Origin of the sequence: Nitrospirillum guanabarense (assembly GCF_034653355.1) — a bacterium.
Taxonomy (GTDB): domain Bacteria; phylum Pseudomonadota; class Alphaproteobacteria; order Azospirillales; family Azospirillaceae; genus Nitrospirillum.
Genome location: NZ_JAYEER010000004.1, coordinates 2,746,250 through 2,767,868, shown reverse-complemented (window position 1 = coordinate 2,767,868; position 21,619 = coordinate 2,746,250). Strand labels below are relative to the sequence as shown.

22 protein-coding genes and 3 tRNA genes are annotated in these 21,619 nt (G+C 68.4%); 10 read left to right on the top strand and 15 right to left on the bottom strand.

Going from position 1 to position 21,619, the window contains the following annotated elements:
- Nucleotides 1-15: 15 nt before the first annotated feature.
- From rpsA to UAA55_RS31010, 4 genes are all read right to left on the bottom strand, one after another.
- On the bottom strand, nt 16-1,740 hold the full coding sequence (gene rpsA / locus UAA55_RS31025; protein WP_322957701.1) for a 30S ribosomal protein S1: 1,725 nt from the start codon (nt 1,738-1,740) through the stop codon (nt 16-18).
- 147 nt (nt 1,741-1,887) lie between these two features.
- Nucleotides 1,888-2,568: a (d)CMP kinase gene (gene cmk / locus UAA55_RS31020; RefSeq protein ID WP_322957699.1), complete on the bottom strand. Its 681-nt coding sequence runs from the start codon at nt 2,566-2,568 to the stop codon at nt 1,888-1,890.
- Between the two features lie 82 nt (nt 2,569-2,650).
- Nucleotides 2,651-3,559, bottom strand: coding sequence for a hypothetical protein (locus UAA55_RS31015; RefSeq protein WP_322957810.1), 909 nt, complete (start codon nt 3,557-3,559; stop codon nt 2,651-2,653).
- 26 nt (nt 3,560-3,585) lie between these two features.
- Nucleotides 3,586-3,969 carry a 3-phosphoshikimate 1-carboxyvinyltransferase gene (locus UAA55_RS31010; RefSeq protein WP_322957697.1) on the bottom strand — a complete coding sequence of 128 codons (384 nt, stop codon included), beginning with the start codon at nt 3,967-3,969 and terminating at the stop codon, nt 3,586-3,588.
- 277 nt (nt 3,970-4,246) lie between these two features.
- Here UAA55_RS31010 and UAA55_RS31005 point away from each other — a divergent pair, with 277 nt between their 5' ends.
- The 4 genes from UAA55_RS31005 to UAA55_RS30990 all read left to right on the top strand — a co-directional run bounded on the left by UAA55_RS31005 (nt 4,247) and on the right by UAA55_RS30990 (nt 7,213).
- Nucleotides 4,247-4,651: a TIGR02300 family protein gene (locus UAA55_RS31005; RefSeq protein ID WP_322957696.1), complete on the top strand. Its 405-nt coding sequence runs from the start codon at nt 4,247-4,249 to the stop codon at nt 4,649-4,651.
- Between the two features lie 147 nt (nt 4,652-4,798).
- A tRNA-Ala gene (locus UAA55_RS31000) sits at nt 4,799-4,874 on the top strand.
- Between the two features lie 251 nt (nt 4,875-5,125).
- A tRNA-Ala gene (locus UAA55_RS30995) sits at nt 5,126-5,201 on the top strand.
- Nucleotides 5,202-5,350: 149 nt separating this feature from the next.
- On the top strand, nt 5,351-7,213 hold the full coding sequence (locus tag UAA55_RS30990) for a M14 family metallopeptidase (RefSeq protein WP_322957694.1): 1,863 nt from the start codon (nt 5,351-5,353) through the stop codon (nt 7,211-7,213).
- Nucleotides 7,214-7,272: 59 nt separating this feature from the next.
- Here the strand turns inward: UAA55_RS30990 and msrA are convergent, their stop codons facing one another.
- Nucleotides 7,273-7,782, bottom strand: a complete 510-nt coding sequence (gene msrA / locus UAA55_RS30985; RefSeq protein WP_322957692.1) for a peptide-methionine (S)-S-oxide reductase MsrA — start codon at nt 7,780-7,782, stop codon at nt 7,273-7,275.
- 123 nt (nt 7,783-7,905) lie between these two features.
- On the opposite strand from msrA, the gene UAA55_RS30980 reads away from it, so the two are divergent.
- A complete protein-coding gene (locus tag UAA55_RS30980; protein ID WP_322957690.1) occupies nt 7,906-8,829 on the top strand; it encodes a DMT family transporter in 924 nt (307 codons plus the stop codon).
- Here UAA55_RS30980 and hslO read toward each other — a convergent pair.
- From hslO to UAA55_RS30965, 3 genes are all read right to left on the bottom strand, one after another.
- Entirely contained in the window at nt 8,811-9,788 is a 978-nt protein-coding gene (gene hslO, locus UAA55_RS30975) for an Hsp33 family molecular chaperone HslO (protein ID WP_322957688.1), read from the bottom strand. The two genes, UAA55_RS30980 and hslO, sit on opposite strands and share 19 nt — an antisense overlap.
- 101 nt (nt 9,789-9,889) lie before the next feature.
- On the bottom strand, nt 9,890-10,816 hold the full coding sequence (gene argF, locus UAA55_RS30970; protein WP_322957686.1) for an ornithine carbamoyltransferase: 927 nt from the start codon (nt 10,814-10,816) through the stop codon (nt 9,890-9,892).
- Between the two features lie 14 nt (nt 10,817-10,830).
- Nucleotides 10,831-12,003, bottom strand: coding sequence for an aspartate aminotransferase family protein (locus UAA55_RS30965; RefSeq protein ID WP_322957685.1), 1,173 nt, complete (start codon nt 12,001-12,003; stop codon nt 10,831-10,833).
- Between the two features lie 468 nt (nt 12,004-12,471).
- Between UAA55_RS30965 and UAA55_RS30960 the strand changes: the two genes are divergently transcribed.
- Both UAA55_RS30960 and UAA55_RS30955 read left to right on the top strand, forming a co-directional pair.
- The gene (locus tag UAA55_RS30960; protein WP_322957809.1) at nt 12,472-12,804 is read left to right on the top strand and encodes a bactofilin family protein; all 333 of its coding nucleotides are present in this window, start codon (nt 12,472-12,474) and stop codon (nt 12,802-12,804) included.
- A 72-nt stretch (nt 12,805-12,876) separates the two neighbouring features.
- Nucleotides 12,877-13,467, top strand: coding sequence for a helix-turn-helix domain-containing protein (locus tag UAA55_RS30955; protein ID WP_322957683.1), 591 nt, complete (start codon nt 12,877-12,879; stop codon nt 13,465-13,467).
- Here the strand turns inward: UAA55_RS30955 and UAA55_RS30950 are convergent.
- Nucleotides 13,464-14,042, bottom strand: coding sequence for a hypothetical protein (locus UAA55_RS30950; protein WP_322957681.1), 579 nt, complete (start codon nt 14,040-14,042; stop codon nt 13,464-13,466). The two genes, UAA55_RS30955 and UAA55_RS30950, sit on opposite strands and share 4 nt — an antisense overlap.
- Before the next feature lie 252 nt (nt 14,043-14,294).
- On the bottom strand, nt 14,295-15,320 hold the full coding sequence (locus tag UAA55_RS30945) for a nucleoside hydrolase (protein WP_416235236.1): 1,026 nt from the start codon (nt 15,318-15,320) through the stop codon (nt 14,295-14,297).
- Nucleotides 15,321-15,381: 61 nt separating this feature from the next.
- Here UAA55_RS30945 and UAA55_RS30940 point away from each other — a divergent pair, with 61 nt between their 5' ends.
- Nucleotides 15,382-16,146: an HAD-IB family phosphatase gene (locus tag UAA55_RS30940; protein WP_322957679.1), complete on the top strand. Its 765-nt coding sequence runs from the start codon at nt 15,382-15,384 to the stop codon at nt 16,144-16,146.
- A 130-nt stretch (nt 16,147-16,276) separates the two neighbouring features.
- Here UAA55_RS30940 and UAA55_RS30935 read toward each other — a convergent pair whose 3' ends face one another.
- The 4 genes from UAA55_RS30935 to UAA55_RS30920 all read right to left on the bottom strand — a co-directional run bounded on the left by UAA55_RS30935 (nt 16,277) and on the right by UAA55_RS30920 (nt 19,111).
- Nucleotides 16,277-17,143 carry an SAM hydrolase/SAM-dependent halogenase family protein gene (locus UAA55_RS30935; protein WP_322957677.1) on the bottom strand — a complete coding sequence of 289 codons (867 nt, stop codon included), beginning with the start codon at nt 17,141-17,143 and terminating at the stop codon, nt 16,277-16,279.
- A 132-nt stretch (nt 17,144-17,275) separates the two neighbouring features.
- Nucleotides 17,276-17,998, bottom strand: a complete 723-nt coding sequence (locus UAA55_RS30930; RefSeq protein ID WP_322957675.1) for a Bax inhibitor-1/YccA family protein — start codon at nt 17,996-17,998, stop codon at nt 17,276-17,278.
- Nucleotides 17,999-18,255: 257 nt separating this feature from the next.
- Nucleotides 18,256-18,329, bottom strand: a tRNA-Gly gene (locus tag UAA55_RS30925).
- Between the two features lie 143 nt (nt 18,330-18,472).
- Nucleotides 18,473-19,111, bottom strand: coding sequence for a GNAT family N-acetyltransferase (locus UAA55_RS30920; protein ID WP_322957673.1), 639 nt, complete (start codon nt 19,109-19,111; stop codon nt 18,473-18,475).
- A gap of 498 nt (nt 19,112-19,609) precedes the next feature.
- Between UAA55_RS30920 and apaG the strand changes: the two genes are divergently transcribed.
- Both apaG and folE read left to right on the top strand, forming a co-directional pair.
- Entirely contained in the window at nt 19,610-20,002 is a 393-nt protein-coding gene (gene apaG, locus UAA55_RS30915; protein WP_322957672.1) for a Co2+/Mg2+ efflux protein ApaG, read from the top strand.
- Between the two features lie 192 nt (nt 20,003-20,194).
- Nucleotides 20,195-20,830, top strand: coding sequence for a GTP cyclohydrolase I FolE (gene folE, locus UAA55_RS30910; RefSeq protein WP_322957807.1), 636 nt, complete (start codon nt 20,195-20,197; stop codon nt 20,828-20,830).
- 158 nt (nt 20,831-20,988) lie between these two features.
- On the opposite strand, the gene UAA55_RS30905 is transcribed toward folE, so the two are convergent.
- Nucleotides 20,989-21,579: a hypothetical protein gene (locus tag UAA55_RS30905; protein ID WP_322957670.1), complete on the bottom strand. Its 591-nt coding sequence runs from the start codon at nt 21,577-21,579 to the stop codon at nt 20,989-20,991.
- Nucleotides 21,580-21,619 lie beyond the last annotated feature (40 nt).

The following is a 21,619-nucleotide window of genomic DNA, read 5'->3' as shown; positions in this document are numbered from 1 at the left end:
CTGACGGACCAACTCTCAGGCCTCGTCCTTGTCCTTCTGGGCGCGCTTCAGCGCGGCGCCCAGGATGTCGCCCAGCGAGGCGCCCGAGTCGGACGAACCGAACTCGGCCATCGCCTGCTTCTCTTCCTCGACTTCCTTCGCCTTGATCGACAGGCCGATCTTGCGGCTGGCGCGATCGATCTGCGTGACCTTGGCGTCGACCTTCTCGCCGACGGCGAAACGGTCCGGGCGCTGCTCGGAACGCTCACGCGACAGGTCGGACTTGCGGATGAAGCCGGTGAAGCCGTCGACGACCGACACCTCGATGCCGCCCTCGGTGATGGCGGTGACGGTGCAGGTGACGACGTCGTTCTTCTTGACGCCGGCGACGGTGGCTTCGAACGGATCGCTGGCCAGCTGCTTGATGCCCAGGCTGATGCGTTCCTTTTCCACGTCGACGTCCAGGACCTTCACGCGGACGTGATCGCCCTTCTTGTAGTCCTGGATGGCCTCTTCACCCGACTTGTTCCAGTCGAGGTCGGACATGTGGACCATGCCGTCGATGTCGCCCGGCAGACCAACGAACAGACCGAACTCGGTGATGTTCTTGACCTCGCCTTCCAGCTCGGTGCCGGCCGGGTACTTGTCGACGAACGTCTCCCACGGGTTGTCCAGGCACTGCTTGAGGCCCAGGGAGATGCGGCGCTTCTGCGGATCCACGTCCAGCACCATGACCTCGACCTCCTGGGAGGTGGAGACGATCTTGCCGGGGTGGACGTTCTTCTTGGTCCAGGACATCTCGGAGACGTGCACCAGACCCTCGATGCCGGGCTCCAGCTCCACGAAGGCGCCGTAGTCGGTGATGTTGGTGACGCGGCCCTTGAACTTGGCGCCGACCGGGTACTTGGCTTCCACGCCTTCCCACGGATCAGCCTCAAGCTGCTTCATGCCCAGGCTGATGCGCTGGGTTTCGGAGTTGAAGCGGACGACCTGGACCGTGACGGTCTGGCCGATCTGCAGGGCTTCCGACGGGTGGTTGATGCGGCGCCAGGCGATGTCGGTGACGTGCAGCAGGCCGTCGACACCACCCAGATCCACGAACGCGCCGTAGTCGGTGATGTTCTTGACCACGCCCTGCAGAACCTGGCCTTCCTTGAGGTTGGCCACCAGCTCCGAACGGGCCTCGGCGCGGCTCTCTTCCAGAACGGCGCGGCGGGACACGACGATGTTGCCGCGCGAGCGGTCCATCTTCAGGATCTGGAAGGGCTGCGGGGTGCCCATCAGCGGCGAGATGTCGCGCACCGGGCGGATGTCCACCTGGCTGCCCGGCAGGAAGGCCACGGCGCCCGACAGGTCGACCGTGAAGCCGCCCTTGACGCGGCCGAAGATGATGCCGGTGACGCGCTGTTGTTCGGTGAACGCGCGCTCCAGCTGGGTCCAGGCCTCTTCGCGCTTGGCCTTCTCGCGCGACAGCATGGCTTCGCCGTGCTTGTCTTCCATGCGCTCGAGGTAAACCTCGACCGTGTCGCCGATCTTCAGCTCAACCGGCTGACCGGGGACGGCGAATTCCTTCAGCGCGACCCGGCCTTCGGACTTCAGACCAACGTCGATGAGCACCATGTCGTTCTCGATGTTGAGAACGGTGCCCTTGACCACCGTGCCTTCGAGGCTCTCGCTCGTGCCGAGCGACTCTTCCAGAAGGGCGGCGAAACTTTCCTTCATCCCACGGTCTTGGGACTTGGCGGCGGAAACCTGGGCCATTTAAACTCCTTGAGTGGATCCAGCACAGGCCCGTTCCAACCCCCCGGCAGACGCCCGGCCGACAAGGGGTTAACTTGGCCCATGGCGTCGGACACCATGCCCGGCGACTTGGGTTGAGTTGGGGGCCGCGCGGCCAAACCGTCCGTTTTAAAGGAAGTCGGGAAACGCGGGTCTGGAGCGGATGAAGTCCGTGGCGGCGATGAACGCCTGGTCGGCATCCATCATGGACGTATCAAGCAAAAACGCGTCGACAGCGGGCTTCAGCGGTGCCACCGCCCGTTGACTGTCACGCGCATCACGAACTTTCATGTCCTCCAGGACGGCCTCGTATATAGCCTCAGCGCCAGTATTCCGCAACTCCGACAAACGGCGGCGGGCGCGAACCTCAACGTCGGCGGTCACGTAGAGCTTGGCGGGGGCGTCGGGGCAGACCACGGTGCCGACGTCGCGACCGTCCAGCACAGCCCCTTTCGCCCCGCCCGGCGGGCGATGGGCGAAATCCCGCTGGAAATCCAACAGGGCGGCCCGCACCTCGGGCACCACCGACACCTTGGAGGCGGCGACGGCCACCGCGTCCTGGCGCAGCGCCGGGTCGTTCATCAGGGGCAGCACGGTGGCGGCGTCCAGGCCCTGCGCGGCGGCGATGGCGGCCTGCGTATCGTCCGGCGCATGGCCGGCCCGCAACAGCGTCAACCCCACGGCACGGTAGAGCGCGCCCGTGTCCAGGTGGGCGAAACCCAGGGTGGCGGCCAGGCGGCGGGCCAGCGTGCCTTTGCCGCTGGCGGCCGGGCCGTCAATGGCGACGATGAAGGAAGGGGTCGTGGTCATGAGCCGCCTGTCGAAGGATTGGGTGCGGTGGGTGGCCGGTGGCCTAACACCCCCCGCCCCGCCTGGCAAGCGGCCCCGTCCCTTACCCTTCGGTGACGACGGCGCCCAGGGCGTTCAGCAGGTGGGCAGCGGCCGGATTCACAGCCGCGCGCACGGCGATGGGGGCCCCGGCGGCGGTGCCCAGCGCCAGGAAGGCCGGCGCCAGGTCGGCATCCACCTCCACCGTGGCGCCCCCCCTGGGCGGCCGGCCGTCGCCGGTGACGGTCAGGACATCCGCAGCCGCCGACGCCGCGACACCGCAGGCGGTCAGGGCCGCGGCCAGGGGGGCCGCCACCCGGGCCTGGGCAGGCCCCAGGCCCCGCAGCAGCGTCGTGCCCCGGGCGCAGGACGCCGCCGCCGCCGCCAGCGCCAACTCGCCGGCGCCCAAGCGCCCCGCCTCGGCCTCCACCCCGCGCAGGGGGTGCGGCGGTGGGCTTAGGCGCACATCGGCCGCGGGCTCCCCCTCGCCAGCGGGCAGGGCCTGCACCGTCAGGTCGGCGCCCATGTCGCGGAGCAGCGGGAACAAGGCGGTGCGATGCTCATTGGTGCCGACATGGGTCAGCGTGATGCCGGGGCCCGGGCGCAGGGCGGCGGCCACCAGGGCGGCGCCGGCCAGGGACGCGTCGCCCGGCACCGCCACCTGGGCCGGCCGCAGTTCGCGCTGGCCATCGACGCTGACGGCCCAGGCGCCGTCCGGCTGGCGGCGCGCGGCGACGGCGGCGCCGAAACGGCGCAACAGGCGCTCGGTATGGTCGGCGGTGGGCAATTCCTCCACCACCGTGGTGCGGCCGGCGATGTTGAGCGCGGCCAGCAACAGGGCGGACTTCACGTCACACGCCACGGGCGCCAGGGGGCGGTGGTCCACCGGCACCGGCCTGGCCGTGCCGCGCGCCAGCAGCGGGGGATGGATGCCGCCCAGCCCATCGCCGGCCGGGATGAAGGCCGCGCCCATGCGCGCCAAGGGCGGCAACGCCGCCTTCAGGAAAGCGGCGGCGGCGGGATGGCTGGTGGTGAGGAAAGTCTCCCCCCTTGCGTGGCCAGCAGGCCGGTCAGCAAGGCGAAGGCCAGGCCGTCCTCGCCCAGGTCCAGCAGGCCCGGGGCTTGACGCAAGCCGCCCACGCCCACGCCGTGGACGCGCCAGGCGCCCTCGCCCGCCTGCTCAAGCCGAGCCCCGAGGGTACGCAGGGCCTGGACCGCCGGTCCCAGCCCGGCGGGAGCCGCCGTCACCCGGCTTTCCCCCACGGCCAGCGCCGCCAGCACCAGCGCGCGCACCGCGATCGCCGCGTCGCCCGGCACCGCGACCGCGCCGCCCAAGGGGGAAACCGGGGATGAGGTCCAAGTGGGCGAGGCGGACGCTGACATGGGAATTGGAGTCCCTGGCATGACGGGGGCGGAACGGCGTCCAGGATGGCCCCACCCCTGCCGCCGTGCAAGGTGCCGGGCCATCACCGGGCCCTGTGGGGGCCTGGCGGGCGCCGCCGCATGGGACGAAAGCGCCCCCTTGTGGGTGTCTTCGAGGATTCACGTTTGACAGGGGGCGGGCTTCATGGCAAACGCCCGCTCCTGTACCTTTTTATATGGAGCGTGGACATGGCCGGCCCGGGCCGTCGCCACGCGTGTTTTTTGACGGAGGATTGCCGTGGCGAAACCGGAATGGGGCACCAAGCGGATCTGCCCGAACTGCGGCACCCGCTATTACGACATGCGGAAGAATCCGCCGACCTGCCCCTCGTGCTCGACCGTGTTCGATCCGGAGGCCTTGCTGAAGTCCCGCCGCGCCCGCCCCATCCTGGCCGACGACACCAAGAAGCCTGTCCTGGATGATGAGGACACCGGCGTCGAGGCCGAGGACGAGGAGAAGGAAGAGGCCTTGGAAGAGGCCGAGGTCGACCTGGAGGTCGATGACCTGGAAGAGGGCGAAACCGCCGACGACGTGCCCGGCGACGATGACGAGGACGTCCTGCTGGAGGACGCCGAGGAACTGGGCGACGAGGATGACATGGGCGAGGTGGTCGACGTCGAAGGTGGCGACGAGGACCGCTAAAGCTCTAGGAAAATCAGAGCGTTAGCCGCACTGGAAAAAAGTTTCGGAATCCTGAATTTTTCTCTTGATCCGGCCGGCGCATCTGAGCATATTCCCGCCCACACCACGCCAGCCCCCAGGCGGCGCGGATCGAGTTAAAAATGGTTTGGGGCTATAGCTCAGCTGGGAGAGCGCTACAATGGCATTGTAGAGGTCAGGAGTTCGATCCTCCTTAGCTCCACCAAAATTCGAAAGGCCGGCTGGCAACTCAGCCGGCCTTTCTTGTTTCTGATCCGATTGACTGGCCCTGCCGCCACTTTTTCTTTTCCAATGCCAGCAATGGCGGGGTCACCTGTCACATGACTGAAAGACATGCCAGGGTCGCGGATGAAATTGCGCGCTTGATCTCCGCCCTGCATCTGCGCATATTCCCGGCCTCACCGCCGTTCCCCTGGATTGTGGGACCCAGATGGCGGGAACCGAATTCAAAGGTTCGGGGCTATAGCTCAGCTGGGAGAGCGCTACAATGGCATTGTAGAGGTCAGCGGTTCGATCCCGCTTAGCTCCACCAAATCCGAAGGCCCGGCTGATCCCGTCAGCCGGGCCTTCGCGCTTTCGGGGTTCTGGCAAAAGCTTTCTTGAACGCGGGATATCACCGGGCGATGGTCGGGCGGCCCACAGGTTCCCGTCCGCCGGCCCCTTCACCCCCGAGTCCCGCCCATGCCCCATCTCCATCGCCTGGCGCTCCGCGCCATCCTGATGCTGTCCGTCGCCGCCCCCGTCCTGGGCCGCGTCCTGGGCCCCGCCGTGGCCGCCACACCCGCCCAGATGGCCCCCTGGGACACGGACTTCCTGCCGCCGCTGGCGCCCTGGCACGGCGCCTCGGAAAAGCTGTTGGTGAAGGCGGGCGATCCCTGGGCCACCCCGGCGGAGCTGACCGGCCTGACCGCCACGCCCAGCTATGACGAGACCCGCGCCTTCATCGACCGGCTGGTGACCGCGTCCCCCCTGCTGCGGCAAGAGGTGTTCGGCACCTCCCCCGAGGGGCGGGAGATGGTGGCCGTGCTGGCGGCCAAGGGCCTTGTGGACGGCAGGCCCGACCCGGCCAAGCCACTGCTGCTGGTCCAGGCCGGCATCCACGCGGGCGAGATCGACGGCAAGGACGCCGGGCTGATGCTGTTGCGCGACATCACCCAGCGGGGCAAGGACGGCCTGCTGGACCGCGTGAACCTGCTGTTCGTGCCCATCTTCAATGTCGATGGCCATGAGCGCGCCGGCGCCTATAACCGGCCTAACCAGCGCGGCCCCATGAACCAGGGTTGGCGCACCACGGCGCAGAACCTGAATCTGAACCGCGATTACGGCAAGCTGGACACGCCCGAGATGCGGGCCATGATCGCCCTGATCCGCCGCTACCAGCCGGACCTGTACCTGGACATCCATGTCACCGACGGCATGGACTACGCCTATGACATCACCTTCGGCAACGACGAGGGTGCCGCTGGAGACCTGTTCTCCCCCGCCATCGACCGCTGGCTGGCGGGCCCCTTCAAGACGGAGGTGGGCCAGGCCCTGGCCAAGGCCGGCCACATCCCCGGCCCCCTGGTGACGGAGGCCGACGGCCGCAAGCCAGAGGGCGGCATCGCCGGCGGCACCACGCCCCTGCGCTATTCCACTGGCTACGGCAACCTGGCGCACATCCCCACCCTGCTGGTGGAGAACCACTCGCTGAAGCCCTATCGCCAGCGGGTGCTGGGCACCTATGTGCTAATCGAGCGATCGCTGACCCTTCTGGCGGAACAGGGCGCCGCCCTGCGTCAGGCCGTGGCGTCCGACCGCGCCCGCCGCCCCGTCACCCTGCCCGTGGCGTTCGAGGTGGAGAAGACGCCCAGCGCCAGCGTGGAGTTCCGGACCATGCGGCACGAGAGCTACATCTCCCCCGCCTCGGGCGAGGTGGAGGTGCGCTGGCTGGGCCGGCCGGGCGCCACGGTGCGCATGCCGGTCTACCTGGATCACCCCAGCGTCACCGTGGCACGGCCCGAAGCCTATTGGGTGCCGGCTACCAAGCCGGAGATCATCGCGCGGCTGCGCCTGCACGGCTTGGCGATGGAGACCCAGAACCAGCCGCGCGAGGTCACGGTGGACGCCGTGCGCCTGACGGAGCCCAAGCTGGCCACAGAGACCAACGAGGGCCACGTCATGCTGGACAAGGCCGGCTATGTGCATGAGACGCGCACGGTGCTCTACCCCAAGGGCAGCGTGCGCGTACCCACCGACCAGCCTCTGGGCGACCTGGCCGCCGAGCTGCTGGAAGCGGAAAGCACCGAGTCGTTCCTGGCTTGGGGGTACTTTCCGGAGATCCTGCAGCGCACCGAATATATCGAGCCCTACGCCATCGCCCCCCTGGCCGAACGCATGCTGGCGGCCAGCCCCGCCTTGAAGGCGGAGTTCGAGGCCAAGCTGAAGGCCGACCCGGCTTTCGCCACCAGCCCCGACCAGCGCCTGGCCTGGTTTTACGAGCGCACCCCCTACAGCGACGCCGCCTACCTGCGCTACCCGGTGGGGCGGGAGATGGGACGGTGACACCAAAAAGGCCGCCCCGGTGACGGCGCGGCCTTTCGTTTCAGTGCTCGGGGTCGGGCTTACTTGCCGGTCAGCACCCAGTCGGGGCGGACCCAATGGCAAGTGTAGCCGCCGATGTTCTTTTCCAGATAGTCCTGGTGATAATCCTCGGCCTCCCAGAAGGTGCCCGCCGGCACGATCTGGGTGACGACCTTGCCCGGCCAGCGGCCCGACGCGTCGACCTCGGCCGTCACCTCCTCGGCCGTCGCCTTCTGCTCGGGCGAGGCGTAGAAGATGGCGCTGCGGTACTGGCTGCCGATGTCGTTGCCCTGGCGGTTGGTCGTCGTCGGGTCGTGGATCTGGAAGAAGAACTCAATCAGGCGGCGATAGGTCAGCTTGGCCGGATCGAAGGTGATCTCGATGGCTTCGGCGTGCCCGGTGGCGCCGGTCTTCACGTCCTTGTAAGTGGGGTTCCGCAGCTCGCCGCCGATGTAGCCCACGCGGGTATCCACCACGCCCGGCACCTTGCGGATCAGGTCTTCCATACCCCAGAAGCAGCCACCGGCCAGCGTCGCGGTTTCGGTCGTCATTGTCGTCATCCTCGGGAAAGGCAAACAGTCAGGCACTGCAAGTAAGCGCTGGCGGGCCCCGCTTCAACAGCGATATTGACCCCGGGGTGTTGGCGGGATGCTTGAGCGGCTACAGTGGCGCCCATGCGTTCCGCCTATCTCTCCCTCACCGCCGCCATGATCCTGGTCGGCCTGTCCGTGCCCATCAGCAAGATGGCGGTGGCCAGCGTGCCACCCCTGGTGGCCGCCGACGTGCGCTTCACCCTGGTGGCGCTGGCGCTTGGCCCCTGGGCCGTCCGCCACGGGCGCCGGGCCTGGCCGGCCACGGGCGGCGACTGGGCCAGCCTGGCTCTGCTGTCGCTGTTCGGCATGGTGCTGTTCAACGTCTTCCTGATGTATGGCCTGCGGGGCACCAGCGCCACCACCGCCGGCATCCTGACCAGCACCATCCCCGCCGTGACCGCCCTGTGCGCCGCCGCCATCCTGCGCGAGCGGCTGACCCTGCGGAATGGCGCGGCCATCGCCCTGGCCATGGCCGGGATCGCCGCCCTGAACCTTGCCAACAACGGAGACGGCGGCGCCGGCGATACCCTGCGCGGCAACGCCCTGGTCCTGGGGGCCGTGGTGTCGGAGGGGCTGTACAACGTCTATGCCCGGCGGCTGGCGGGCGTGTCGCCCCTGGCCGTCACCTTCCTTGCCAATCTGATGGCGGCGGTGCTGGCCCTGCCCTTCGCCATCGTGACGGCGCGGGGAATGACGCCTGAGTCGCTGTGGGGAGCCCTGTCGCCAGGCGCCTGGGCGTTGTACGCCGCAGCCTCGCTGGGCAACGGCTTGGTGGCGGTGGTGTTCTGGCTGCGCGGTGCGGCCCGCATCCCCGCCAGCCGCAGCGGCCTGTTCACCGGCCTGCTGCCCGTCACCGTGCTGGTGCCGTCGCTGTTCCTATTGGGTGAACGGCCGACCCTGGCCCACGCCCTTGGGCTGGCGGGCGTGCTGGCCGGAATCGCCGTGGGCGTCATGCCCGGGCGAAACCGGCCAGCGACAGCGCGACCTCAGGAAGCCGAGCCGTAAACGGTCTCAAGCTCGGCATCGTCGAAGCGGTAGTGGGTGCTGCAGAACTCGCATGCGACGTCCACGGCGCCATCCACCTTCAGCTCGGCCACTTCCTCGCGCGGCAGGGACTTCAGCACCGTCACCACCCGTTCCCGCGAGCAGCGGCACTGGGCCGCCAGGCCGTGCGGGTCGTAGGCCCGCGCCTCTTCCTCATGGAACAGGCGGAACAGCACGTCGTTCACCGGCAGCGCCGGGTTCAGCACCTCGGCCGGGGTGACGGTGGACAGCAGGGCCATCGCCCGGCGCCAGTCGTCCTCCAGGTCGCTGGGCTTGGCGTCCGACGCCACGCTGCCGGCATCCTCATCCGGCAGGGCCTGCAGCATGATGGCGCCGCCACCCCAAGCGCCCCCGTCAGATAGGCCGGCATGGACGACGATGCCCGTGGCCAGCTGTTCCGACTGGGTGAAATAGTGGCGGACGCAATCGTCCATGCGGTCGCCCTCCAGGCCGACGATGCCCTGGTAGCGCTGGGTGTGCTCGCCCTGGTCGACGGTGAAGGCCAAGTAGCCCTTGCCCAGCAGCGTGGGCACCGGGGCCCACGGGCGTGAGGCCTCACCGGCGGCCTCCAGGGCGGCCTTCAGCTTGTCCTCGTCGAACTGGGCGTAGCCGCGCACGGCACCGGCGCTGGTGACGTCGGCCACCATGAGGTTGATGGGGCCGTCGCCCTTGGTCTGCAGGGTGAAGACCCCCTCGTACTTCAGCGCCGCCGCCAGCGTGGTCGCCAGGGTGATGGTTTCCGCCAGCATCTGGGCGACGGGGCCGGGATAGGCGTGGCGGCCCAGGATCTCGTCCAGCACGGCCCCTAAGCGCACCATGCGGCCGCGCAGGTTGGACCGGTCCAGCTGGAAGGGCTGCACCACGTCGATGTCCCGGGAAACAAGGGTGGAGGCGAAGGCGGAAACGGCGGCGGTGGTCATGATCGCTTACCCCAAAAACAAAGGCGCCCGACCGGGGTCAACCGATCGGGGCCTTATGGAACACCTCAAGGCCGGACACCATGGGTCCGGTACCGGAACGATCAGGCGTTCAGGCACCAGGCCAGGATGCCCTTCTGGGCGTGCAGGCGGTTTTCCGCCTCGTCCCAGACGACGGACTGCGGCCCGTCGATGACAGAGGAGGTCACCTCCTCCTCCCGATGGGCCGGCAGGCAATGCATGAATATGGCGTCGGGCGAGGCCAGTTTCATCAGCGCGTCATTGACCTGGAAGGGGGCCAGCAATGCCATGCGCGCAGGCGCATCCTTGTGATGCATGGACACCCAGGTGTCCGTCACCACGATGTCGGCACCCTCGGCCGCGGCCTTGGGATCCTCGGTCACCACCAGGCGGGCGCCTTCGCGCGCCGCCCAGGCGATGGTCTCGGCCGTGGGCTGCAGGCTGGCCGGCGCCGCCACGCGCATCTCGAAGCCAAGGCGTGCCGCGGCATGGATCCAGCTCTGGCAGACGTTGTTAGCATCGCCGCTCCAGCAGACCACACGGCCCTCGATGGGCCCGCGCTTCTCCTCGAACGTCATGATGTCCGCCATGATCTGGCAGGGGTGGGAGGTGTCGGTCAGGCCGTTGATGACCGGGATGCTGGCGGCCCCCGCCATCTCATGCACCTTCGTCTCATGGTCCGTGCGGATCATGATGACGTTGACGAAGCGGGACAGCACCCGGGCCGTGTCGGCGATGGTCTCGCCATGACCCAGCTGGATCTCGCGGCCCGTCAAGGTGATGACCTCGCCGCCCAGCTGGCGCATCCCCACCTCGAACGAGACGCGGGTGCGGGTGGACGGTTTCTCGAAAATGGTGGCCAGCGTCAGGCCCCGGAAGGGCTGGGGATGCTGGGCCGTGCCGTTGGTCTGCTTCAGGTCCCGGCCCCGCTTCAGGATCTCGCGCAGCGTGGCCGTGTCGAAATCGCTGATGTCCAGGAAATGCCGGACCGTCTTGGTCGTCGCGGTCATGATGTGGATACCTCTCAGGCCGCCAGGGCCGCGCAGGTGCGGTCCAGAATGGCCACGGCCTCGTTGATCTCGGCCTCGCCCACGATCAGCGGCGGCAGGATGCGGACGACGTTGTCGGCGGCGGAGACCACCAGCATGCCGTTGTCACGCAACGCGGTGACCAGGTCGCCCGCCGGCGTCACGCATTTCAGGCCCAGGATCAGGCCCTTGCCGCGCACGCTGTCCAGCACCGTGGGATGGCGCGCCACCAGCTCTTCCAGCTTGCCCTGCAGCAGGGCGCCCTTGGCGATGACATTATCCAGGAAGCCCGGCTGCGTCATCACGTCCAGCACGGCGTTGCCCACGGCCATGGCCAGCGGGTTGCCGCCGAAGGTGCTGCCGTGGGTGCCGGCCACCATGCCCTGGGCCGCCTTTTCGGTGGCCAGGCAGGCGCCCAACGGGAAGCCGCCGCCGATGCCCTTGGCGATGCACATCACGTCCGGGGTGATGCCCGCCCATTCATGGGCGAACAGCTTGCCCGACCGGCCCATGCCGCTCTGGATCTCGTCGAAGTACAGCAGCAGGCCGTACTCGTCGCAAATGGCGCGCAGGGCCCGCAGGTAGTCCAGGCTGGCCGGGCGCATACCGCCCTCGCCCAGGATGGGTTCCACCAGGATGGCGCCCGTCTCCGGTGTGATGGCGGCGCGCAGCTCGTTCAGGTTGTCGTAGGCGACCCGGTCGAAGCTGTCCAGCAGGGGGCCGAAGCCCTTCACCATCTTGTCCTGGCCGCTGGCGGCGATGGCCGTCATGGTGCGGCCATGGAAGTTGCCGCCGGCGACGATGAAGCGCGTCTTCTCCGGATGGCCGGTCTCATAATGATACTTGCGGATGAGCTTCACGCCGCATTCCCAGGCCTCGACACCGGAGTTGGTGAAGAACATGGTGTCGGCGAAGGTCAGGTCCCGCAGGCGGCTGGCCAGCTTCTCCTGTCCCGCCACGCGGAACAGGTTGGAGGTGTGCCACAGCTTGTGCGCCTGCTCGGTCAGCTTCTCCACCAGGTAGGGATGGGCGTGGCCGAGGGCGTTCACAGCGATGCCGCTGGTGAAATCCAGGAATCGTCGGCCGGTGGTGTCGTAAAGGAAGCAGCCCTCACCCCGCTCGAACACAACGTCGATCCGGGAATAGGTCGGCATCACGACAGGAATCACGGCCAGACACTCCTTTATTTCTTGTGGCGCGTTACACGGAATTATCACAAAACCAGAGCCGCCCCCGGGGCACCAACCGGGGTTTGGAACCGCCGACTATTGTGTGCGGCAAGCCCTCCGTCAATCGCAACCGGCCCCATTCTGGAGATCCCCTGCCATGCGCCCATCGTGCGGGACGCATGCGTGGCGTGGGCCCGTGGATGAACCCGGATGACAAGGCCGGCGCCCCCGGCCCGGGAGATGTTGCGAAAAGCCCCAGAAACGCTTAAGAGTTTTGATGCGTCCAGCCCGTTTCGGCGGGGGCGGTGGTGTGTCATGGGGAATGCGCGCCGGCCCGGACCAGGAAAATTTTTTGGTTCCGGCGCAGGCCGGACGATGAGGGGGACCGATGGCCAGTGACATCCTCGATCCGCGCAGCTTTCTGCGGCCGGGCCTGAACGGCGAGCGCAGGCGGAAGCGACGCCCGACCTGGGCGGCGGCGTCACCACCATCTCGCCCGAGGCCCGCATCGAGGGCGCCAAGATTTCCCATTGCCACACCCTGCATGTCGCCGGCCGCCTGGTCGACGTGACGCTGAACGAGGTGAAGGTGCTGGAGGTGGCCGAGGGCGGCCATTTCGAGGGCACCGCCGTGGTGGAAAGCATGAAGGTCGCCGGCCGCGCCACCGGCACCATCGAGGTGACCGGCACCCTGTCCATCGGCGAGACCGGCCAGGTCGACGGCACCATCCGCTACGGCCGCATCAGCATCGCCGACGGCGGTTCCATCTCCGGCTCCATCCAGAGCGGCAAGTCGCACTGAGCGGCGTCCTGGTGAAGCTGGTACGGTATGGGGCGGCCTTCGGGTCGCCCTTTCGCTTTTGGGGAGGCCGGGATGGACGCGCACGCGGTCAGCCACACCGTGGGCCAGGATTTGCGCCGCCTGCGCCGGCTGCGCGGCCTGAAGCAGGGGCATGTGGCGGAGTTGCTGGGCGTGACCCAGGCCACCGTGTCGCGCTGGGAACGGGGCCTGGCCTGGCCGGATGAGGCCCATGCCGCGCACATCGCGGCGTTGCTGAGCCCAGGGCCCGCCCGGCCCGGTCAGGACAGCGCCCTGAAACGGCTGGTGCGGCGCTCTCGCGATCCGGTGCACCTGATCTGCGACCGCAGCCATCGTCTGCTGGCGGCCTCGGCGGCGCGGGAGGCGGAGTGGACGGTGCCCGCCAGCACGGTGCTGGGCCAACCCCTGCTGTGCTATGCCACCCCGCAGATTCTGGAGGCGGAAGCCGGCTTGGCCGATGCCGGCTGGTACGAGCGGCCGGATGGTGTCCTGGACCTGGAGACGGAGACCAACCACCGCCCCGACCTGCTGATCCGCCGCAGCCGCATGCGCTGGGAGCGCATCCTGCTGGAGGATGGCACCGCCGGCCGCCTGGTCACCACCCTGCGCTGGGGCGGGCCCGCCCCGGAAGCAACGAAAAACTAAGCACTCATCTCCTGGGCGGCCAGGATGCCCTGCAGGGTATCGCCGCCGGCGATGGGCACGCCGCTGCGGGCGCCGGTCTGGTTGCTGTTGGCGGCCATCTGGCTGCCGAAGCCGTTCTGGCCGCTGCCGTCGGCCGCCATCTGGGCGGCGTCTTCCAAGCCGCTCTTGCCATCCTTGCCGGAGGCGGTCATCTGCCGGACCTTCTGCTCCACCTCGCGCATGATCTGGCGTTCCAGGTCGGCGCGCTGGTCGGCGGGCATCTTGGCCACATCGTCCTGGGTCAGGCCCTTGGACTGCAGCGTGTCCTCGGCGATCTTCTGCTTCATCTGCTTGATCTGATAGGACCAATACCCCTGGAGGCCGCCAGAGGTCATGTCCTTCAGCATGGTTTGCGGATCGTCGTCGCCCTTCAGCAAGTCGGCGAAGGCGCTGTCGGTCTGGGCGTTGGACAGGGCGCTGTTGCCCTGACCATTCGTCGAGCCGCCGGGGCTGACGCCGCCGCTGCCCGCAGTGCCGAAGCCGCCATAGGCGTTGGCGGCGGACTGGGTGTGGTTGCTGGTGTTCAGGAACGACATGGTCTTCGGTCCCTTGCCCCATGAGGTGGAATGACGCGATCCCCATGACCCGCGCGTGGCCATGGTTAACCATGTCTTCCCAAGCAAGGCCCGGGCCGTCGTCTTCATCCGCGAAAATCCAGGCGTTCCGCCAATTTCGCCGGCGTACAGGCGGGCCAAGCATGCCCCTTCTCCATGCCGGCCCGGGCAAAAGATTCCGACAGATCGGCAACTATTGCCGATCTGTCATCGTCGCCAAAATGCGCTGGGGCGTCAGCCGAAACGCCGCAGCCGCTCCACCAGCAGATCGAAGAAGGCGTCGCTGTCGGCCTTCAGCATGACGGTGGCGTTGCGCGGCCGGCCGGTGGTGTTCCAGCGGTCTATGACCGTCTGCCCGGTGGTCAGCGGGCTGCCCATCTCGATCTCCACGTTCACGGTCCTGCCCTCGAAGATCCCCGGCCGGATCAGCCAGGCGATGACGCAAGGGTCGTGCAGAGGACCGCCGTCGGTGCCGTACTTGTGCTCGTCATAGCGCTGGTAGAAGTCCAGCATCTCGTACGTCGCCTGGGCCACGCGGTTGCCCACGGCCTGGATGCGGTCCATGTGGCGGCGGGCGGTGAGCACCTGGTGGGTGACGTCCAGCGGGAACATGACGATGGGCACGCCCGACTTGAAGACGATGTCGGCGGCGTGCGGGTCGACATAGATGTTGAACTCGGCGCAGGGGGTGGAATTGCCGCCTTCCATCTGCGCGCCGCCCATCAGCACGATCTGGCGCAGACGCGCGGCGATCGCCGGCTCCTTCACCAGGGCGCGGGCGATGTTGGTCAGCGGCCCCAGGGGGCACAGGGTGACGGTGCCGGGTTCCTCGCGCATCACCGTCTCAATGATGAAATCCACCGCGTGCCGCTCCTGCAGGGGCATGGTGGGCTCGGGCAGCACCGGGCCGTCCAGGCCGGTGTCGCCATGCACCTCGGGGGCGGTGTGCAGCAGGCGCACCATGGGCCGGTCACAGCCGGCGAACACCTTCACGTCCGGCCGGCCCGCCAGCTCGCACACCCGGCGGGCGTTCTTCTCCGTCCACGGCAGCGGCGCGTTGCCGGCCACGGCGGTGATGCCCAACACCTCCACATCCTCGGGGCTGGCCAGGGCCAGCAGGATGGCCACGGCATCGTCCTGGCCGGGGTCGGTGTCGATGATGATTTTGTAGGGCTTGGCCGCACCTTGGGTGGCGGCGGCAAGGGTGGTGGGGGTGGTGATCATGGCGCTGCCGTCGGTCTTGAGCGGAAAGGCCGACACTTAGCGCGAAAAACCCTTGAGAGGAAGCGGTCCACCCCGTTTTATGGCGCGGATGAACCGGGTGCCGCCCGCCCTTTCCCGCCTGCCGCAGAGCTTCATGCCGCCCATGTCCCAGTCCACCGCCCCCATGACCATCGCCCCCCGGGCGGGCGACATTTCCTTGGAGGGCGACTTGCCGGGCTTGGCGGTGTTCGACTTCGACGGCACCCTGGCGCGGGGCGACAGCCTGCTGCCCTTCCTGGCGCGGGTGGCGGGGGGCGAGACCCTGCGCCGCCATCTGGCCGGCAGCGTGGCCGGCGCCGCGTCACGCCGGTTACCGGTTCGCCCCCTGGCCGGCCGGGAAACCCTGGTGAAGGGCGGCGACGCCGGCGACGCGGACGACGATTTCAAGACGGCCTTCAAGCGCCGGCTGCTGCGCCGCTGCCTGGCGGGCGTGCCGCTGGAGCGGGCGCGGGAGGCCGCGGCGGAGATGGGCGCCTGGGTGCGTTGGCACACCCCCTTGCGCGACACCCTGATGCGCCATGCCGACCAGGGCCACCGGATCCTGGTGGCCACCGGCGCGCTCACCCTGTACATGCCGGCCCTGCTGGCCGACCTGCCGGTGCACGACCTGCTGGGCACGGAGATGGCGGTGGGCGACGATGGCCTGCTGACCGGCGAGATGGTGGCCGGCAATTGCGTGCGCGCTGAGAAGGCCCGGCGCCTGGCCCTGTGGATGGAGGAGACGGGCCCCTACGGCCGGCGCTGGGGCTATGGCAACCAGCCCAGCGACCTGCCTTTCCTGGCCCTGATGGACGAGGCGACGGTGGTGCCCACGGCGCACTGACGCGCCATTTTTCGTCTCACACGCCGGCGGGCCACCTTCGCTTTCCAGTCCGCCTTCGGCTCCCAGAAAGCTCCGACGGACACGGTCGCGTCCTAGTTGAAGGGAAGGTACCGGCGCCGTACTGCTTGCGTCAGAGCTTGATGTAAGGTGCCCGCACGCCGATGGGGGAGCCCAGGGTGAAGCCCAGCGCGTCGTCGGCGCGGCCCTGGTTCACGGCGATCTCCACCAGCCCGCTGGAATTGACGTACCAGAAGGCCGCGCCCCGGGGCACGGCGCCGAAGGTGCGGGCGGGCTCCACCGCCCGGCCGCCGGCGGAGCCGCCCACCCACAGCCGCGCGTCGGGCGCCACGGTGCCGTCCAGCACACCGGCCGGCCGCAGGCCGGTCCAACCGTTGCCGTAGCTGTCGATATAGAGGATGCGGCCGTTGTCGGCGGCACCGCCATTCCCTGTTTCACCCATTGGCGCCGCCCCCGCCAGGCCGGCCCCCATCAAATCCGTCAGGGCCAGGGGGCGCGCCCAATCCCCCAGCTCCCGCCCTTCCGCCACCAGCGCGGCCACCGGTGCGAACAGGTCTCGACCGTGGAAGGAGGCGGACAGGGCGTCGGGCCGCCAGGTGATTTCCCATGCCTCGGCCAGCCCGCCGGTGGCGGTGGTGTCGGCGATCACGGGCTGGAACAGGCCGTTGTCCGGCCCCACCAGCCAGACGGGGCGCCCTTGGCTGCCCACGAGGCGCAGGGCCAGGGGCCGGCGCCCGGTGCCCACGCCGGGATCCACCACGGCGAGGAAGACGGCCGGCACGGTGGTGTGCGGCAGGGCCGCCAGCGTGGCCGGCAGGATGGCGGCCAGCAGCCGGCCGGCGGCCAGGGGGTCGAAGGCGGGGGCGTCGTGCATCAGGTCGATGACGGCGGTGCCCACCGGCGCCCGCGCCGTCAGCACCGCCCGCATCTGCCCGACATAGGGGCCGGACCAACCGAAATCGGTGTAGAGGAAGATCATGGCGCGAACCTCCCGACCGGGGCGACGGCCCCCCAAGGCCCCGCCCATCATGGCAAGGGGTGGTGCCAAAAGGAAAGGGCCGCCCGGTTTCCCGGACGGCCCCTCAACCTTTTCCGCGCTGGCGGGTTCCGCTTAGTTGCGGCGGTCGCCCATCAGCTGCATCAGGGAGATGAAGATGTTGATGAAGTCCAGGTACAGGCTGAGCGCGCCCATGACGGCCAGCTTCGTGTTGGCCTCGACACCCCAGGACTCGGCGTACATCTCCTTGATGCGCTGGCTGTCATAGGCGGTCAGGCCCGTGAAGATCAGCACGCCCAGCACCGACACCGCGAACTGCAGCGCGCTGGAGGCCAGGAAGATGTTGACCAGGCTGGCGATGATGATGCCGATCAGCCCCATGATCAGGAAGGAGCCGAACTGCGTCAGGTCGCGCTTGGCGGTGTAGCCGTACAGCGAGGCGCCGGCGAAGGTGGCCGCCGAGATGAAGAACACGCGGGCGATGCTGGCGCCGGTGAACACCAGGAAGATGCTCATGAGCGACAGGCCCATGACGGCGCAGTAGGCGAAGAACACCATACGCATGGTGCTGGCCGACATGCGGTTGATGCCCGCCGACAGCACCAGCACGAAACCGACCGGGGCGAACATGATCACCCACTTCAGCGGCGTGCCGAAGAGGGCCGCCACCAGGGCCGGGGACTGGGCCCCGAAGAAGGCGACAAGGCCGGTGACGATCAGGCCGACGGTCATATAGTTGAAAACGCGCAGCATGTGCTGGCGCAGGCCCTCATCGAACAGGGCCCGGTCGTAAGCGCCGGTGCTCGACGCAAAACGATTGTAGGGTCCAATAGCCATGACGTTCCTCGAATGATCCCAGGTTAAACCCAGGCGACCCCCATGGGCCGCGATTTCCATATTGTCCCACTGGCCCGGCAATTCAACGGGAAAGCGACCAAGCCCCGGATGGGTTACACACTTGTAATGTGGGGAGGAACCGTGGCGACAGTGAGGCGGCGGGGATGAAGGCCCGCGCGTCGGACGCGCCGCGAAACGGTTCTGTCGGGGACGGCCACGCGAAAAGGGGCCTGCGGCTGGTTTCGGTTAGCCTGAACTGGAGCGGGTGAAGGGAATCGAACCCTCGTCGTAAGCTTGGGAAGCTTCTGCTCTACCATTGAGCTACACCCGCGCCGGGAAGGAGCTTATAGGGCTTTCCGGGGCGGCGTTCAAGCGGCAGTAGGGCCGCCGCTTGCAAACGCGGGAAACATCGGACCTCAGGAGCACGTCAGTCACGGGTCCCGGCCGTTGCAATTGGCCGGGGGGCCGGATGGTTCAGCGAACCGCCCTCCGGCGCGGGCGGGCCAGCTTGGCGACGCCCGTGTCGGCCTGGGGGGCGACAGCCTGAGCGGCATCGGCTTGGCCGGCCGGCGCGGCGGCGGGGACGGCCGTGCGGGTCACCGGGGCGCGGCCCAGCATGCCGTGGGCGTTGCCGAGGGAGCCGGGAATGAACTCCAGACCCAGGAAGCGGTCCAGTTCCACCGGGCCCGGCAGCTTCAGGCCCAGCACCGGCTGGCGGGTGAAGCCGAAGCGGTTGTAGTAGGGGGCGTCGCCCACCAGCAGCACGCTGGCGTAACCCAGCGCCTGGGCCCGGGCCAGGCTGGCGCGGATCAGCTGGCCGCCCAGGCCCATGGACCGGCAGTCCTCGGCCACCGCGATGGGACCCAGCATCAGGGTCATGGTGCCGTCGGCGGCCATGACCGGCCAGTAGCGGATGGACGCCACCAGGCGCGGCTGGGCGGCGGAGTAGCCCGGCGCCTCATCATCCAGGGCCACCATGCACAGGTCCGCCACGGGGGCGACGCCACGGCGCAGGCGGTAAACGGTCTTGGCTTTGCGCTTCGGTCCGAAGGCGGTGTCGAGCAGGCGTTCGATGGCGCCGGCGTGCGCCGGCAGCTCAGTCGTCAGGATCATACGATTGGGGTGTCCCGGTTCTCTAAAGCGATGGCGCCGCGGGCGCCTAGAGACCGGAACCGAGGGGCGTCGCCAGGAGTGGGGCGACGCTTCAGCATCCGGCCGTGATACGACCCTGTCGCCCGCAAGGCGGGCGACCGTAGGATCGTCGTCGAAGGAGGAGGCTGGCGTACATGTAACGCGCCGTCGGTAGTTGCACCCGAGGGCCTATATGAGGCCAAGCTCCACCGGGCGCAAGCGTGTTTTTTGGGTCTGATCCCCGCTGGGCCGGGGTCGGCATCCCATTCCCCGCATTGCTGCAGCGCCCACGCCTCGGACATGCCGACCCGGGGCGCGGCCCCGCATCCCCCAAGATCCTGGAGATTGGCCACGAACAGGCCTAAGAAGGATGGGACAGGAGATTTTGTCGCGGACCAACCAGGCGCTGGATGAGCCAGCCGCCGGCCGGCGACACGGGAAGAACGCCCTGAAAGACACGTCCCCCGAAAGACACGTCCCATGTACAGTGAAACCACCCACGCCATCCGGATCAGCGTGCGCCCCGAATTCCTGGAGGACCAATCGTCCCCGGGCGAAGGGCACTATGTCTGGGCCTACACCGTGCGAATTGAGAACACCGGCGGCGAGACGGTGCAATTGCGCAGCCGCCATTGGCACATCACCGACGCCCGCGGCCGGGTGCAGGAGGTGCGGGGCGCCGGCGTCGTGGGCGAGCAGCCGGTGCTGAGCCCCGGCCAGTCCTTCGAATACACCAGCGGCACGCCGCTGAGCACGCCGTCGGGCATCATGGTCGGCAGCTATCAGATGGAGCGCACGGACGGCAGCCGTTTCGACGTGCGCATCCCGGCCTTCTCGCTGGATAGCCCCCACGAGCGCGGGGCGCTGAACTGACGCCCCCTTCCGCGCGTAGATGAAGGCGAGGGCGGTGTCCGGCCGCTGTCACAGACGGCCCCGCCGGATGCCTATATATACCCCTGACTGTTCCACACCCGACCCGGGGCTTGACGGCCCCCACACCATCCATGCCAGTGCGCCCGAGGGAGAAACACCGTGACCCACGCCAAAAACATCCCCGCCGACAAGATCGTGGCCGGGCCGGTCCATGGGCGCCGCACCGTAGCCGCCCAAGGCCGTCCCAGCCGGGAGGAGGCGGAGGAAGCGGTGCGCACCCTGCTGCGCTGGGCCGGCGACGATCCCACGCGCGAAGGCCTGCTGGGTACGCCAGACCGTGTGGTCCGCAGCTATGAGGAGTTCTTCGCCGGCTATGCCTCCGACCCCATGGAGCTGCTGGCCCGCACCTTCGAGGAGACCGACGGCTACGACGAGATGGTCGTGCTGCGCGACATCCGCTTCGAAAGCTATTGCGAGCACCACATGGTGCCCATCATCGGCGTGGCCCACGTGGCCTATCTCCCGCGCTCGCGCGTCGTCGGCATCTCCAAGCTGGCGCGGGTGGTGGAGGTCTATGCCAAGCGCCTGCAGATCCAGGAGAAGATGACCTCGCAGATCGCCAACACCATCGACGAGGTGCTGCAGCCCCTGGGCGTGGCCGTGGTGATCGAGGCGGCGCACCAGTGCATGACCACCCGCGGCGTGCACAAGCCCGGCGTGTCCATGGTCACCAGCCGCATGCTGGGCGCCTTCCGCAACGACCCCAGCACGCGGCGCGAGTTCCTGGCCATGATCGGCAACCCCAGCCCGGCCGGCAGCATGTTCTGAGGCTTGAGCCCCAGCGCCGACGAAAAAGGCCGGTGGCGCTTGAAGCAGCGCCACCGGCCTTTCCTTTTGTTTTTCCTAGGCCCCGACCGGGGTGCCGAAGATTTCCGGGAGCGTGGCGGACTGGAAATCAAGGATGGCCCTGCCGGCGCTTGAGGAACTCAGAGGATCATCGCCGCGAACAGGTTGTCGCGAATGCCCTTGGCCAGCTGGGCGTCCATGTCGCGGGCCATGTCGCGCACCAGCTGCGACCAGGTCTTTTCCCGCTGGTTCAGGGTCACGTCCTCGGATACCGACTGGCTGGAGGTCACCACCACGGAGGTGCTGCCGGCATAGCCCTTGGCCGGCATGTCCACCTGGATCTCCACCTCGACCCGGCCGTCATAGCGCTGGGACTGGTCGGTGGTGAACCACCCCTTTACACCCGTGGTGCGCGGCAGGTTCACTTCGACGATGCTGGCGTTCTTGATGACGACCCGGGCCTTGCCGCTGGAGCCGGCGGCCTTCAGCCGGTCCTGCACCCACAGGCGCACCACCTCGGCCGGGGTCAGCTGCAGCTGGTATTCGATGTTGGGCGGCTTCATGGGCGACACGTAGTCGTTCACCACCTCGATCTCGGCCACGTTCAAGGTGATGGGCGTCTCATCGGCGAAGCCGAAGCCGCCCGACTGGGCCCAGGCGAACCGTGCGCCCACGCCGACGGGCGCCACGACCAGCAAACCGAGAACAAGGGCCAAGAACAGACGACGCATGGGTCACCTCGAAAAAGGCGGTAAGCCTGAATGGTAGATG